Origin of the sequence: Marinomonas algicola, assembly GCF_014805825.1 — a bacterium.
Classification (GTDB): domain Bacteria; phylum Pseudomonadota; class Gammaproteobacteria; order Pseudomonadales; family Marinomonadaceae; genus Marinomonas; species Marinomonas algicola.
Genome location: NZ_CP061941.1, coordinates 2,254,955 through 2,267,995, shown reverse-complemented (window position 1 = coordinate 2,267,995; position 13,041 = coordinate 2,254,955). Strand labels below are relative to the sequence as shown.

8 protein-coding genes are annotated in these 13,041 nt (G+C 41.7%); all 8 read right to left on the bottom strand.

The window, feature by feature from the left end; translation table 11 throughout:
- Positions 1-10: 10 nt before the first annotated feature.
- On the bottom strand, positions 11-1,096 hold the full coding sequence (locus IEZ33_RS10305) for a TRAP transporter substrate-binding protein (RefSeq protein WP_191600010.1): 1,086 nt from the start codon (positions 1,094-1,096) through the stop codon (positions 11-13).
- A gap of 217 nt (positions 1,097-1,313) precedes the next feature.
- Positions 1,314-2,621, bottom strand: a complete 1,308-nt coding sequence (locus IEZ33_RS10300; protein ID WP_191600009.1) for an OmpP1/FadL family transporter — start codon at positions 2,619-2,621, stop codon at positions 1,314-1,316.
- A 33-nt stretch (positions 2,622-2,654) separates the two neighbouring features.
- The gene (locus IEZ33_RS10295) at positions 2,655-5,024 is read right to left on the bottom strand and encodes a hypothetical protein (RefSeq protein WP_191600008.1); all 2,370 of its coding nucleotides are present in this window, start codon (positions 5,022-5,024) and stop codon (positions 2,655-2,657) included.
- Between the two features lie 280 nt (positions 5,025-5,304).
- A complete protein-coding gene (locus tag IEZ33_RS10290) occupies positions 5,305-7,590 on the bottom strand; it encodes a GGDEF domain-containing phosphodiesterase (RefSeq protein WP_191600007.1) in 2,286 nt (761 codons plus the stop codon).
- A gap of 111 nt (positions 7,591-7,701) precedes the next feature.
- Positions 7,702-8,838: a DUF1513 domain-containing protein gene (locus IEZ33_RS10285; RefSeq protein WP_191600006.1), complete on the bottom strand. Its 1,137-nt coding sequence runs from the start codon at positions 8,836-8,838 to the stop codon at positions 7,702-7,704.
- A 5-nt stretch (positions 8,839-8,843) separates the two neighbouring features.
- A complete protein-coding gene (locus IEZ33_RS10280) occupies positions 8,844-9,917 on the bottom strand; it encodes an imelysin family protein (RefSeq protein WP_191600005.1) in 1,074 nt (357 codons plus the stop codon).
- Positions 9,918-11,309: a di-heme oxidoreductase family protein gene (locus IEZ33_RS10275; protein ID WP_191600004.1), complete on the bottom strand. Its 1,392-nt coding sequence runs from the start codon at positions 11,307-11,309 to the stop codon at positions 9,918-9,920.
- Between the two features lie 31 nt (positions 11,310-11,340).
- Positions 11,341-12,648 (bottom strand): imelysin family protein, encoded by a 1,308-nt coding sequence (locus tag IEZ33_RS10270; RefSeq protein WP_191600003.1) that lies wholly within the window; start codon positions 12,646-12,648, stop codon positions 11,341-11,343.
- Positions 12,649-13,041 lie beyond the last annotated feature (393 nt).

Here is a 13,041-nt window from a genome sequence, read left to right as displayed (position 1 = left end):
TGTGGGTGGGTTATTCTGAAATTGTTTCTAAACTGTCTAGATAAGCACGATCAGAAATGTTCGTCCAAACTCGGGCTGTTTTAAGGTAATCAGCCTGAGAATCTAAGATTTCTTTCGCTAGAGGGTCCTCAGAGGCTTTCTCTTCAAGCAATTCTTGATTGGCCTTTTTCATCGCCGCTAAAACGTCTTTCGGAAACGTTTTTACTTGGACATTTGGGTACTCTGTTTTCATGGTTACCCAGTTTGTACCACTTTCATGGTAAGACTGAATATACATATCATAAGCAGACAATTTCATCGAAGTTTGTAAAATTTGCTGCAAATCTTCAGGTAGACGATCCCAAGAACGTTTATTCATTAAGAACTGTAATTCTGTTGCAGGCTCGTGCCAACCAGTGTAATAGTAAGGCGCAATCTTGTGGAAGCCCATACGCAAATCAAGAGAAGGGCCAACCCACTCTAGTGCGTCGATCGTATTACGTTCTAGTGCAGTATAAAGCTCACCAGAAGCAATGTTTGTTGGTTTTGCACCCAACTTCGCAAGTACTTCGCCGGCAAAACCAGGAATACGCATTTTTAAACCTTGAAGGTCATCAAGCGAATTAATTTCTTTTTGGAACCAACCGCCCATCTGGTTACCTGTGTTACCACCAGGGAAAGACATTAGACCAAATGGTTCGTAAACTTTCTGCATTAATTCCATACCGCCACCATGATAGAACCAGCCGTACTGTTCAGGTGTAATCATTCCAAATGGCATGGTGGTAAAGTACAAAGTATTTGGAACCTTACCTTTCCAATAGTAGGATGCTGAGTGACCCATATCGTACTGGCCCGAACGAACCATATCGAAAATACCAAGCGGTGCTTTATGTTTATTAGAGGAGTCGATTGTGATTTTCAAACGGCCGCCAGACATCTCTTCAGCCATTTTTGCCATATTACGCGGAGCTTCACCGAAAATAGGGAAATTTGAAGCCCAAGTTTCAGCCATTTTTAAACGATATACTTTATCAGCGGCCATTGATGGCATTGAGAAAGCGGTAAGTGTGACTGCGGTTGCAGCAAGTAGCGTCGTAGTTTTAAAGGACATCATTATTTTTATCATCCTGCACGTTGATTATTATTGTTTATTGCTAAAGCAGGTACATAATCGCGTGTAAAGGCTAGGTAAACTATTCGTGTGAATACCGAAATTTTTATGAATAAGTACTTAGGTCGCCTAAGTAGTAATACGTATAAACAACCAAAAAAAACCAGCAGAAGCTGGTTTTTGATTTTTTACGACTAACGAATAGTTCAATAATGAGGTATTAAAAAACCATATTCATGCCTAGAGAAAATACATCGGCTGAGCTTTCATAGTCTGCGTCCAATCTCCCCCTAACGGCATCTTCAGGCGCGCCATTACGATTTACTTTAACGTCGTCTACACTGACATTATTGTAAGCCGCAGTAATTGAGGTTGTTTTGCTTACTTGATAAGTAGCACCCAGTGTTATCCATTTACGATCACCGTCAGGTGTTCTTGCCGATCTGTATTCGTCTTTAATCGGAGAGTTATCCATTGCAAAGCCTGTTCTCAATACTAACTTATTTGTGGCTTGATAGGTTGCGCCAATGGAATAAAACCACTGATCTTCAAAGTCAAAAGTTAATATGGAGTTAGGCTGTTTGACATTATCGTCGCCCAGATCAAAAGCAATATTTAAGCCATCCATTGTTCCCCAACCTGTACGCATAGCTGTTGCGCCCAATGTTAGCTTGTCATTGATATCTTGTTCAACACTGAATGTGAATACGTCTGGGAAGGTAATTTCGTCAAAGACATAAACATCATCCAACCCTTTGCTAAGTAAGGTATTGTTAACGTTACTGTATTTAACGTCGCCCTCGAAAGCGAAGTCAATCTCTGATCGATATCCTAGGCCGATTCTTGTGCCTTTTTGAGGCTCAAATTTGATACCAAATGCGTAGCCAACGGCAATGTCATCCGCTTGGATTGAGCCCGAACCGTCTCCTTTTGCACTGTTGCCGCCTTGAAAATCTGTTAACGCCGCATCCAGGATCACTTCAGCGCTATGAAGCTGAATGCTAGCACCAACGGCGAGTTTGTCTGAATATTTGTGGGCAACGGAAAAGGCAACCGCAATATCAGATACTTCTGATTTTGAAGAATGATAACGACCCGCCCATTCGTCACCATATTCACCGGAAAGGCCAAATGGAACATTTAGGGAAGCACCCAAAACCGTTTTCTTAGAGATGGGGTGAGCGTATACCAAAGATGGCACCAAGGTTGTATCAACAATGTCACCAGGTGCTTTTGCCCCCGTTAAATCATTGCCTGTTGGGTCTGTCGCCGAGTTCACTGTGACATCCATGTTTGGGATAACAAGTGCGCCAGACGCATAGAAAGTCGGTTTATCTGTGTTGGTAAGATTGGCAGGGTTCCAAAAACTACTGGAAATGTCTTCATTGCTCGATGCGACGCCTGCCAAAGCACTACCTGATGCCGTTGCACTGTGGTCATTTAGTGCGAAACCAGCCGCTTGAGTTTGAGAGCTTATTACTAAAGTGGCTAAAGCAATACCGGTGCTCAATTTTGTATATTTAAACATAGTGTTCTCCTAAATAGTTGAGTGGTAATGCCATTATTGAACAGTACTTGATGGATCAGACGTTGCAGACTGAACCAATCGACCTTCTGATTTCAAGAAGCTAATCACTTGAGATTGCATCTCGCTGGTGGCGCGCGCAGCCGCCTCAGAGGTTAAGCCTAGTGTGGATTGCTCGCTAGCACTGGCTGTATTACTCAGTATGCTTGTGTGTTTGCCAACTAAGAAATTAGTATAGACTCTTTGTCCCGTAGCAGAAGCCGTTGTACCAGATATTTTTGTAAGGTTAAGTGAGTCTATTACACCTTTTGTGCCCGCTAGAGGGAATCCTTGTGAAACCAGCTCGTTTGGAATGGTCTGATCACTTAAGTTCACACCATTGCCTACGACTTGCGTTACAAGAGTTGGGGTAGCGGTTGTTTTAGCGGCCCAAGCGATAGAGTCGCCGCCGTCGACAACCGTTTGAGCACCATTGACAAAAGCGGCTATAAACGTGTTGTAGGATAAGTTAACAATTTGGTTAAAGGTGTCATTGGCAACTGGATCAGAACTGTCTCTAAATGCAATCACTTCTGTTGGTGTATAACCAACGGCAGAGGCAATAGAAGCCGCAAAACTGTTTGTTTGAGTTAACGTATTTTTCACCATTGGCCCAAAATCTGGCGAATACCCCATGATAGCGGCTGTTTGAGCGCCATTTACTGTCATAGCAGAGGCGGTATAAAGGAATGGGTTATCGCTACCTGTTAGTGGCGTAGAGCCTGAACCATTATAAATTTCAGACATACCTTGTGTCATAGTGCCAATAATAGAACCTAAAGACACGCCGAGTAAGCTGGTTTTACTGGCGTTAACCGTTAACCCAGTCGCTTGACTAAGAGTGGATAAGTCAGACTTTGAAATAGCGTATTTAAGAGCAAGTTGATCACTGGCCGCCTGTCTTAAATTATCGCGCGCTGTTAATAAACTTGCTAGGTTACCAAATACCGCTGCACTGCCATTTTGGTATTGACTTCCATAGTTTGGACTGGTTGCCGTGACTTCGTATTCTGTATCGGCATCCGTGTTTGCTGAGCGGGATCCATGAAGAGGCTGATCAATCGCAATCGTTATCATACCTTGGCTCGCAAAAGAAGGTGCAATAGGAAATACGGTCTCTTTAATCGCCGTGATACCGTGTACAAACTGTACAATAGGGATTTCAGTGATGGGCGCGCTAGGGTTTTGAGCATTTAATGTGGCGATCAAGGCGGCGCTCGGAACGGTAATTTGTACCTTAACAACATTCGGTTGACCTACCGCTTGTGTTGGTTCAACGGGTTCTGCCCCGCCTTTCCAAACAGCTTGTCCAGCACTGTTTTTCCAGTTACCGCAAAGAGTAATGCCCGTCGGGCAAGTGTTTAGACCAGGAATACTGACACCGGGGTAAGGTAAGAAATAAGGCAAATCTAAATCAGCTTGATACACCAAGGTATTGTCTGCGACAAAAGCGGCTTGAGAATTATCGGCAAGAGAAACGCCAAAGTTAGCCGCCAAAATTTGTCTAGCCGTTAAGCCTGTATTGACAAGGTTGGTAAGTACACCATTATCAGAAACAATTTTATCCATTACAGCTTGAGCAACGGGTTCAACAGATTGGGTCGTAAAGGTGGCTGAATAGGTAATGCTTGCTGTGTCTATTTGAGATAAAAAGGCGCCCGTAGAATTCAGCCCTTGAATAAGTGTGCCTAAAGCCGCATTTTCCCCAAGGCTTTCAACAGGCGTTTCACTCAGTGTATTAAAGGTTGAGGAACGTGTAATGGCTTGGCCGAAATTGTCTTTAGCTTGGTTCGTCACCAGATAAAAATAATTTGTGTTGCTTTTAAGGGCTTTTAATGGTGTCACAACAATGCCAGAAGTACTGGCGGAGGTAGTAAAGTCTGTGCCATGTACTAGCTGTTTAATGGCTGATGGATTTGCGGCGCAAGACCCAGTTGCAAAACGGGTTCCGGTTGGGCACTCAAAAAGTAAAACCGTATTACTTTGAGCGACAGAATCGCTGTCAAGAGAGGAAAGCGTTTTTGCTTGATCTGGAAGCTCTATAGCAATAGTGAATGGAGTGCTTATCCCCCATCCATCGAGTTGAGCCGTTGATGAATACACATCCGCCGAAGATTGGTTCGGAATTCGAGATAACCGGCCAATCGTTGTGGGGTCAATAGTGCCATCTTCTAATAAAATATCATTAGGGGTAGACAGTGCGCCAATAGCAGGGTTAAAGCGGACAATAGGGCTTTCCACTGTTGCAGCAGTAGGATTGGCTGTTTTGGATATGTCGTCATTCCCATCAACCAGTTTTTCGGCTTCATTGCACCCTGTTAAAGTAACAGACGCTGCAATTAAGGTAGCGAGTACGGTTTTATTCATCTTAATCTCACTCTTCTTTTTGTTATAGAGTTAATACTAATGTGTGTAATGCGTCTTGTTGATATTACTCAAGTGAATTACTTGCTAATTACTTTATGTTTATTTGGTATAAAAATAAACAGTAAAATCACATATAAATACTAAAAAAGCGATTATTTTGAGCATTAAACATATTTTTATTTCCAATAAAGACGTCATATCTGAAAACGCTATATATGGTATAAACTTGGATGATAGGTAGACGGTTTTGTTAGGTGATTAACCTTAGAATCCAATGTCCTTAATATACCATTCGTAATTCTTTCGCTTTAGCATGATTGTTGTCAGTCCACTCTGTACTTGGAGTGGGTTTTCCATAGTAATACCCTTGAAGGGTATGACAACCTAGAGAAATGAGCAAATTTGCTTGCTCTTTTGTTTCAATACCTTCAGCGATGACTTTCATATTTAATGAATTTGCTAGCTGGATGGTTGATTGAACAATGTCTAAATGACGGGCGTCATCAGGGAGGGGGGCGATAAAACGGCGGTCTATTTTTAAAATATTTGCTGGAATATCAACTAACTGACCTAGGGATGCTTGACCTGTACCAAAATCATCAATAGCAATAGAGAAACCATACTGTGATAAAGCTTTGAGTCTTTTATGAATAAGTGGGTGCGTCATTACTTCACTGGTTTCCGTTATTTCTAGTTCGAGCATGTCGGATAACCACGAATAATCGGCGTTCATTGACATCAATAATGCAAAGAAAGAGTCATTCATGAGCTCTTGACCGGCTAAATTGAATGCCACAGGAGTATTGATTTTTTCTCTATGCCATACTTGAAGAATAGACACTAATTCACGCAGTAGGTTTTCAGCGAGTTGTGGCAGTAAGCCTAGTGTTTCCGCAATATGGATAAATACCATAGGAGAAACAAATGACCCATCCCTTTTCTGCCATCTTGCTAATGCTTCAAAAGATACGATTTGACCGGAAGGAGAAACTTGGGGTTGTAACCAAATACGAACGTCGTTACGTTTAATGGCCGCATTCAGCTCCATTCCTAATTGATGCTCTTCAAACAGTTTCTCTTCTAACTCATGATCAAAGTAGGAGATTCGTTCGGCCTCAGAGGTGTATTCCAGTGCCATTTCACAATGTTCCAATAAATCTTCAGCACTTTCACCATCCGCAGGGAAGTACGTTACCCCTATTTGGTATTGCATTGTCAGTAAATCGTCTTTGATTTTAAGTTGTTCAGGTAAAATTGAAAGAATCAAGGAGGATAAGTTTCGTTGAATAAAATAGGTGTGACTTAATGGCACAAAGCAGGCGAATTTAACGCCCCGCAATCGACCGATAATAGACTGGTCTGACATTTTGTTTTGCAGGGATTTTGCAAAAGCTAAGAGAATTCTGTTGGCTTGATCTTTACCATAACGTTTATTCAATAACTTAAATTGGCTAATACGAATAATAAACATCGCGCCCGTACCCATTTGATTGGGCACGGATAGTCGCTTATTCACTTCGGCGCAAAAGTGACCGTGATTGGCGAATTTTGTTAAGGCGTCAAAACGTACTATGCGGCTGTTTGTTTCTTGTGTATTGACAAGCGCTAATTTTAACGCTTTTAAATGAGTGATGTTTTGTAAGTGCAAAACATAATGGCCGTGAGTGGTTAGATTCGATCGATGCAGCTCTAAATGAACATCTGGTGAAAGTTTTAGAGAGCACTCTGTGGAATTGGATTCCCAAAAATAATGGCCGGAAGAGGTTTTGCCCAGAGGTGACATCCAGCTGTTTATCATAGAGTTTTCAATGGGATGGCAACTGCCTTTGTCTAATAGTTCTTTTGCTTCTCGGTTGGCTTTTAATATTTTGCCATGACGATTGCACAAAAGAGTAGGTGTTCCTGTGTGTTCGAATATTTCTTCGTAAAGTGCATAGTTATGGTTTAAACGTCGATACAGGGACTGCATGTGTTTGGAGTTTGATTCAAGTGTGAAGAAAATTCTCGACACAGCAAAAGGTAAGGCAACATTAAATGCCATAAAGATAAGGATATGTGCATATTGTCCAGAAAAAGGCAAAGTGATATCGACAGTGGGCAGTATATTAATTCTAGAATTGGTCAATATGACAGCAAGAGTGAGTAAATTCAGTAAACTTGCATAGATAGCGTATTTGTAGCTAAAAAATAAGCTTGCGATGGTTGGCAATACATACATCAAGATAAGGCCAACTTCTAAAACGTGCTCATTTTTCAACGTTGTCGCAAAAACAAGGCCCGAGGAAGCAATCATAAATAAACAATAGCGCGCGGTAACCTTTGGCGATATTTTCTTGAATAGGAAGGGCAGAATAGACCCTATTAAATAAAAACCATTTACTATTAGAGCGGCGGTGTTTCCTTCTTGAGTGGCATACCAAGTATTATGAAGGACGATTCCCCAAGTAGACACAAAGCCGCAAACCAACATGATTTTTAACGCGCTACGTTGAAACGTATGTGTGTCGTGCTTCGAAAGTTGCTTTGAGTTTATTAATAAAAAATCTTTAAGGTAATTTTTTAGCATACAGCCGCTTTAAATAAAAAAAGAAAGCAATGAATTGCCTATATAGATTCTCAACAGTAACGAAAAAATAAGCATTAGCCAATACGATATCTACTGAAACGTTAACTTTTGTTATGTTAAATGATTATCCCATTGAATCTTGTCGTTTTTTTGTACTAATTGGACGATGTTTTCCATCGTATTTATCTTAAAGATCTTGCCTCGGCCAGTTGAAACTATAAATTCGAAAGGCTGGCTTGTCGCTTTCAATCCGCAAACATCCATTAATGTATTATTGGATAAAAAGTCTTGATGTTCGATTGACCAAAAAGCAATCATGCCCCCTCTTGGCGTCGTCACGGCCAATACTTTCCCTGATGCATCAAAACGGACACTGCCACAGTATTGTTTGAACCTTTGTCTAATTGGTTCTGGCATAGGAAGGTAGTCAATTTTTGACGATTCTAACGAAGTAAGACCAACTAAAGGTACGGTATCCCATTTTGGGCCCTGATATTGAAAGGCGATGGCAACCTGTCCTATTTTATTGATATGAAGATGGCGAATGCTCAGTTGATGGTATTCAGCGGGATGTGTGACTTGGTGAAGCAGGTGTCCATCTTGCAAAGAAATAAAAGAGACATTTGGTTGCATGCTATCTATGTTTTCGATTTTACGGTCGTTATTTGGGTGGGTTTTTAAACCACCATTAGCGACGACGAGAGTGGTGTCATTAAGTAGGCACGATTGGTGAGGCCCGATCCCATAGCTAAGCCATTCGTGCACAATGCGACCATTTTGCCAATCTCGAACAAACACTTTACCTTCACCAGAATCGTAATGGTTTTCTTGGGTAATGAAGTATTTGCCATCAGCCGAAAATACCCCATGACCATAAAAATGATGGCCTTCGGACGGCGGCATTTGAATCAATTTTTTGCCGCTTTTTGTGTCGTACAGATCAATATAAAACCCGGGGCGACGAGCCACCACTGCGACGATTGGCTTACTAGGGTGGAAGACTGGGGCATGAGCGCGAGAATCTAACGCCTGTTCCCAAATGGGCTCTCCTTGAGAACCGACTAAGGCCAAATGATGTTTGTTGCCTTCTCCAGTATAAGCCGAAGCAAAATGATCAAGATGAGCATCAGATAAATGATAGTTTGTTTGATCTGTTGCAAAAGCGTTAGTCGACCAAAGGGTAGTGCTTGAGGCACTGAATAAAGGGATATTCAGTGCGGTGTATCTTAAAAATGAGCGACGATCCACTTATTTTAGTCTCCGTCTCTGCTGTTAAAACCAATATTGAAGCCAAGAGCAACAATTAATTGTTGCAACTGAGCCTGACTTTGGGAAATGGATTTCACCAGTTTGGTGATTTCTTGTTTAACCTCGACATTTGCTTGATCGGCTTTGTTACTGAAAACAGTCTCCGGTAAAGCCCCTGCAATCTTGAGGCTAATTAAAAACTGTTCATCAAGAGCATGAGATTCTTTTGGAAAGGCTTGGTTAGCTAAATCAAACAAGGAGGGTGAGCCCGCATGATAAAGGTCAATGTAAGTTTGTAAATTTTGCTTGATCGCATTGAGTGATTGATTGCTACGATAGAATTCCGCCATTTTCGGTTTGGCTTTGGCGTTATAACCCAGAGGGATTTCTATTTTACTTTCTTTTAGAACAGACAAATGTTCAAGCCATTGTTGTAAAAGCTGTTCAAGGGCAACGGTATGAATATCTTCAGAACTGTCTTCTTCCACAAACACCCATTCTTCTACAGAGTGTGTTTTCCATACATTGGCTATGTCTTTCGTGGTTATGGCATGATGCTGGGTGATTTGGTACAGAAGATCACAGTTCGCCTTGTCGCTGATAGGACTAAAACTGTCTCGATAGAGAATGGCTTCAATAGCCGTGAGTCCTTTCACTGCGATACTGGCTTTTTTCCAAAAGTCATCTTCGTAGGTTGAGTCGATATTTTGTTTTAAGGTGCGTAACTGACGCGTTGTAATGCTCTTTTTATCAGGCCAAAACTGAAACCCATAAAAACGCATAAAATAACTAACCGGGCCAAAATTTAGCCATTGTACTTCTTGCCAATCGAGCATGTTGTGTTCAAAGGCCGCACGTGCTGTATTCAGTGTTTGATTGTTAGGTGACGCGCACAATTGATGTACGTCATGAGACAGGGTTTCAGCTGATGCATAATATTCCTGATATTTTGGTTTTAAAAACGTATTTTGGATACCTTCTAGTGGACCTTGCCATTCGGCAGCACTTGATACGGCAGAAAAGAGTAAAGAAGATATAATTAACCCGGAAGAATACAATAGATGAGTAGTGTGTGACATTTATAAAGATTCCAAAAAATAAAGTAACGCTTTGCGATCGTGTTTCGGCAAAGTCATAAACGCTGCTCGTGATGCAGCGGCCTCGCCACCGTGCCATAAAATGGCTTCGTTTACTGTTCGTGCTCGCCCGTCATGCAAAAAACCGCCTGTTGGGTTTTGGGTTAAACGTGTACTAATCCCCCACAATGGTGATGTTCGCCATTCATTATGGCTAGCGGCGTATTCAGAGAAGCCACTGGCTAGTTCATTGCCCATATCATGTAAGAGAAAATCGCTAAAGGGTAAAATAACACGATTCTCCAAAGAGGGGGATATGGTGCTGTCTGCCGTGGTGAATTTTGGTGTGTGGCAGGCAATGCAATTGAGCTTGATAAAGTGCTGTTTACCGTCATCAAATATAGGGTTTTGAGTGTTTTTTATGCGATTTACCGGCAGCGAGGCTAAATAAAGGTTGACCCAGTTTAATTGTTGCTGATTAATTTCGAGATTGTCTATATGTGGCGTATTGCCATTAGGGGCTTCTAAGCAACGCGTTTGTTGTGCAGTACAGTCGCCTGACGGTGCAGGGAACAGTGGCGTGGATAAGCCAATGTCGCCATTAAAGGCGCTTTGATTTTGTTGGTCTAATGTCGGTTGTGTGGCTTTAAATCCAAATTTACCCACTCTCCATGTCGCGCTGTTACGATCCCAAACGGTATTGACACGACCACTTATGCCATCACCATCTAAGTCGTTAGGGTCCGCCAAGGCTAGAATTGCCGACTCTGGAATCGCATCAATGAGCCCCATTCCAGTGAGGTGAGGTGTTAAGCGCGCCGAAATTCCAGTGTGTTTATCGATTCTTGGGCGGTTCGTATCGATCTTATCTAAACGGTATATTGGTTTGCTGAGTATCAGGTTTGTTCCATCAGAAAAACGAACGGGTTTCGGAAGGTACTCGACACTAAAGCTGGGTTCTGCCAACAAGCCTTGAATGCTTTTGTTTTGCAATTGATGACCATAATGAGGATCTGGCCAGACGGAGATAGGCTGACTGGGTATGGGAGTATTATCTGATTGAGTGAGTCCTAAACGGATAAAGAAAGCGGTCGTTTTTGATGTTGAATCCCCTTGCTTTGGTCTTTTGCCACCGCCTTCGTTAAGATGACATGAATGGCAAGAACGGGCGTTAAACAGTGGGCCAAGTCCATCACTGGCTAAAGTAGAAGAGGGGGAACTTGCCCAAAGCTTTTCAAAAATGGCCTTTCCCAAAACAGGGGAGAAATCACTTTCTTCTGTTGAGTTAGCCCCATTTCTCAATAGTGTCTCAGGAAACCCTAAAGGGTGGAAAAAAACAAGGCTGGCAAAAATGCCAGCCTTTACGGAAGTTTTTAAATAAAAACGTTGCGTCATATTCTTAGGTCGAATTCTCGATAATTGTTAATTAAAAAACACTTTCAGGATTATCAAGGCTGTCTGAACCTTCTAGTGTAATGCCTTCAAGATCAAGTAAACGGATGATTTCTTCTGTTGTACGGGTTTCACTCACTAACGAATCAATAAAGTTATTGACAATTTTATTGCCAGCGCTGTTATTCATGCCAATCAGTACATCAAATGTATTGCCTTGCATTGCTTGATCTACCATTACTTGTGCGGCGGCTTCAGTCGCCATTAATCGTGTTCTCATTGTCACATCAAGACTAGGCTGAGCTTGTTGAACCAATGTTGACAGAGACGGACCAGATAAAACACTGCCATCAACACGAGTGTATTCACCTAAATAAGCATTCTTTATGCCTTTCGCATCATAATAATGAGAGTAGTGCGTATTATCAGAGAAGCAGTCATGCTCTTCTTCTGGATCATGGAGTAATAAGCCTAATTTTGTTCTTTCTCCACCAAGTTCTCCATAAGCCAAGCTGCCCATGCCAGTAAGAATGGTAGATAAGCCTTGTTCAGTAGATTGCTCTAGTAAAGCGACTCGTGCTGCACCCGCTTTTTTCCAATTTTCAGACATTTCTTGAAGATCGCTAATCAATAGATCGGTAGCCGCTAACAAGTAATCTCTGCGGCGGTCACAGTGTCCATTGGTGCAATTTTGCAAATCAAAATCTGATGCTGGACGTTCGCCTGCACCTTTATTGGTGCCATTTAAATCTTGACCCCAAAGTAAGAATTCAATTGCGTGATAACCGCTTGCAACATTGGCTTCAACACCGTCTGCTTCGTGTAGATGTTCAGCGATTAGTTCTGGTGTGATTTTACTGACGTCTAGGGTTTCACCACCAATATTAAGAGATGTGTTCGCAATGATATTTGCATTATAAAGTTCGTTTACATCGGACTCTTGGCCATAGGAACCAGTATCAACATAATCGATTAAGCCTTCATCAAGCGGCCATGCGTTTACTTTACCTTCCCAGTCATCAACGATCGGATTACCAAAACGGTAAACTTCACTTTGTTGATAAGGAACACGGGCCGCCACCCAGGCGGCTTTTGCTTTCGTTAAATTGTCTTCGGTTGGGTTCGCTAGGAAAACCGTAATCTGGTCACGTAATGCAATAGCCGTAATCAAAGAGTCTTCATAAACAGCTTCAGCGATATTAGCATACTGAATAACGACAGAACTTTTTAAATCACTAGAAGATGACTGAGCATGTTCTTGCACTTGAGATTGACTGCATGCCGATAACAACGCAGCCGCCACAATGGTTCCTGCAAAAAAAGGTAGGGAAGACGGTTTCATTTTTTGTTCTCCTTATAAAGTTATTCGTTACAATAAGGTAAATGATAACGCTTATCAACATTGTATAGGGATTTATCTTACTTTTAAGGACATATGTCATAAAGCGGAGTAGAACAACATGATGTTGTGTTTAAGGTGTCCTTAAATGAGTACTTAAAATAGAGCGAATAACCATTCCGGATAAGGTTAATTGAAAGCGAATGACGCCTCTGGGTTTTTACTCAGTGAGCAAATCAGAAATAAGAGAGTATGGGGTGTGCTTCTATTTAAAGTAGAAACACAATAGAAAACGATAAATAGAGATCAATAGTCACGTGATTCTGCGCAGATTAAACATTGTTCTGAATAGTTAGATTAAAAGAGAGCTTAACTCGTAATTTGTACCGCTCTCTT

Excerpts from the sequence above, each read along its gene's own strand:
- IEZ33_RS10305 (WP_191600010.1), bottom strand. The coding sequence starts at position 1,096 with ATGATGTCCTTTAAAACTACGACGCTACTTGCTGCAACCGCAGTCACA.
- IEZ33_RS10300 (WP_191600009.1), bottom strand. The coding sequence starts at position 2,621 with ATGTTTAAATATACAAAATTGAGCACCGGTATTGCTTTAGCCACTTTA.
- IEZ33_RS10295 (WP_191600008.1), bottom strand. The coding sequence starts at position 5,024 with ATGAATAAAACCGTACTCGCTACCTTAATTGCAGCGTCTGTTACTTTA.
- IEZ33_RS10290 (WP_191600007.1), bottom strand. The coding sequence starts at position 7,590 with ATGCTAAAAAATTACCTTAAAGATTTTTTATTAATAAACTCAAAGCAA.
- IEZ33_RS10280 (WP_191600005.1), bottom strand. The coding sequence starts at position 9,917 with ATGTCACACACTACTCATCTATTGTATTCTTCCGGGTTAATTATATCT.
- IEZ33_RS10275 (WP_191600004.1), bottom strand. The coding sequence starts at position 11,309 with ATGACGCAACGTTTTTATTTAAAAACTTCCGTAAAGGCTGGCATTTTT.
- IEZ33_RS10270 (WP_191600003.1), bottom strand. The coding sequence starts at position 12,648 with ATGAAACCGTCTTCCCTACCTTTTTTTGCAGGAACCATTGTGGCGGCT.